Source organism: Salipiger sp. HF18, from assembly GCF_011806505.1.
In the GTDB taxonomy this organism is placed as follows: Bacteria; Pseudomonadota; Alphaproteobacteria; order Rhodobacterales; family Rhodobacteraceae; genus Salipiger; species Salipiger thiooxidans.
This window is the reverse complement of record NZ_JAATOS010000551.1, coordinates 1-2,506: the sequence shown is the minus strand read 5'-3', so window position 1 is coordinate 2,506 and position 2,506 is coordinate 1. Positions and strand designations below refer to the sequence as shown.

General features: G+C 70.6%; 1 pseudogene. It reads left to right on the top strand.

What is annotated here, in order from left to right:
- Window positions 1-2,506: pseudogene (locus HC022_RS23945) on the top strand (glycoside hydrolase/phage tail family protein); the annotation flags it as partial.

The window sequence follows — 2,506 nt, the reverse complement described above, 5'->3', positions numbered from 1 at the left end:
GAGGCGAAGAACGGCATGGCGTGGCGGGTCTCGGACCTGACGCGAGACGAGGCTCTGCTGGTGCCCCGGCAGGACAACCGCCCGGTCTACGGCGGCACGCCCTCGGATGCCTCGGTGGTGATGGCGATCCGGCGCATGGCCGAGCAGGGGATGGAGGTGCTCTACTACCCGTTCATCCTGATGGACCAGATGGCGGGCAACGGCAGGCCCAACCCCTGGACCGGCGAGGCGGATCAGCCGGCGCTGCCGTGGCGCGGCCGGATCACGCTTGACGTGGCGCCGGGGCGCGACGGCTCGAGCGATGGCAGTGGGGCGGCGGCGGCCGAGGTCGCAGCCTTCATAGGTACCGCCTCGGCGGCGGATTTCACCGTGGGCGACGGCACCGTCTCCTATTCCGGCCCCGACGAGTGGTCCTATCGCCGCTTCATCCTGCACCAGGCGGCGCTCTGTGCGGCGGCGGGCGGGGTCGAGGCCTTCTGCGTCGGCTCCGAAATGCAGGCGCTGACGCAGATCCGCTCGGACGCGGGCTTCCCGGCGGTGGACGCGCTGCGGGCGCTGGCGGCGGAGTGCCGCGCGCTGCTCGGGCCGGACGTGAAGCTCAGCTACGCCGCCGACTGGTCGGAGTATTTCGCAGGACGGTTCGGGCGACCTGTATTTCCACCTCGACCCGCTCTGGGCGGACCCCGAGATCGACTTTATTGGCATCGACAACTACATGCCGCTCTCGGACTGGCGCGATGGCGAAGACCACGCGGATGCGGGCTGGGGGGCAATCTACAACCCCGAGTACCTCGCCTCGAACGTCGCCGGGGGCGAGGGCTACGACTGGTACTACCCGACGCCGGAATCCCGCGCCGCGCAACGCCGCGAGCCGATCACCGACGGCGTCCACCGCGAGCCATGGGTCTGGCGCTACAAGGACATACGCAACTGGTGGCAGAACGCCCACCACGAGCGCAAGGGCGGGGTGCGCTCGGAGATCCCCACCGCCTGGCAGCCCGCCTCGAAGCCGATCCGCTTCACCGAGCTGGGCTGCGCGGCGCTCGACAAGGGGACCAACCAACCCAACAAGTTCCTCGACCCCAAGAGCTCGGAAGGCCGGTTGCCGCGCTATTCGAACGGGCTGCGCGACGAGGTCATCCAGCGCCAGTACCTGCGGGTGATGCACAGCTTCTGGCGCGACCCGGCCAACAACCCGGTGTCTGAGGAATACGGCGCCCCGATGCTCGACATGGACCACGCCTATGTCTGGGCGTGGGACGCCCGGCCCTACCCATGGTTCCCGGGGCTGACCGAGCTCTGGGCGGACGGCGACAACTACCGGCGCGGGCACTGGCTCAACGGGCGGGTGTCGTCGCGCACGCTTGCCTCGGTGGTGGACGAGATCTGCCGGAAGGCCGGGCTGCGCCATCACGACGTCAGTGCATTGCACGGCTGGGTGCGGGGCTACGTGGTCGACCAGACCGGCGACGCGCGCCGGGCGTTGCAGCCCTTGATGCTCGCCCATGGTTTCGACGCCATCGAGCGCGACGGGCGGCTGGTGTTCCTGCCACGGGTCGGGCGCGGGGCGGTCGAGATCGACCCCGAGAGGCTTGCCGTGTCCGACGAGCTGGACGGCGATCTCGTGCGCATCCGCGCCAGCGAAGCCGAGATGGCGGGTCGGGTGCGGCTGCGCTTCGTCGAAGCCGATGGCGACCACGGCATCGCCGCCGAAGAGACGGTGCTGCCCGATGAGAGCACCCACGCGGTGGCCGAGACCGAGCTTCTGATGTCGCTGACCCGGCGCGAGGGGCGGCTCACGGTCGAGCGCTGGCTGGCAGAGGGGCGGGTCGCGCGCGAGTCGCTGCGCTTTGCCCTGCCGCCCTCGCGCATGGACATCGCTGCGGGCGACGTGGTGTCGCTGCCCTCGAAGGCCGGGCGGGTGCTGGCGCGCATCGACAGCGTCGAGATCGGTACGCAGCAGATCGTCGACGCGGTGCGCATCGAGCCTGACGTCTACCTGCCCTCGGACTTCCCCGACGACAGCCCGACCCTGCGCGGCTTCGTGCCCGCGGTCGAGGTGCTGCCGCTGTTCCTCGACCTGCCGCTGATGACCGGCGATGAGACCGAGCACGCGCCGCATCTGGCGCTGACCGCCGATCCCTGGCCGGGCACGGTGGCGGTCTACGACGCGGGTTCGGACGAGGGCTACGTGCTCAACGAGATCATCGCCGCGCGGGCCGCCATCGGGGTCACCGAGACCGCGCTCTACGCTGCCCCCGCGGGGCTCGTGGATCAGGGGGCCGCGCTTCAGGTGCGGATGTTCTCGGGGGCGCTGCAGTCGATCGACGACGCGACGCTGCTCTCGGGCGGAAACCTCGTGGCCATCGGTGACGGCAGCCCCGGCAACTGGGAGATCCTGCAGTTCCGCGACGCGCAGATGCTGAGCGACCGCACGTGGCTGCTCGGTCACCGGCTGCGCGGTCAGTTCGGCAGCGACGGGCTGATGCCCACGGTCTGGCCGCCC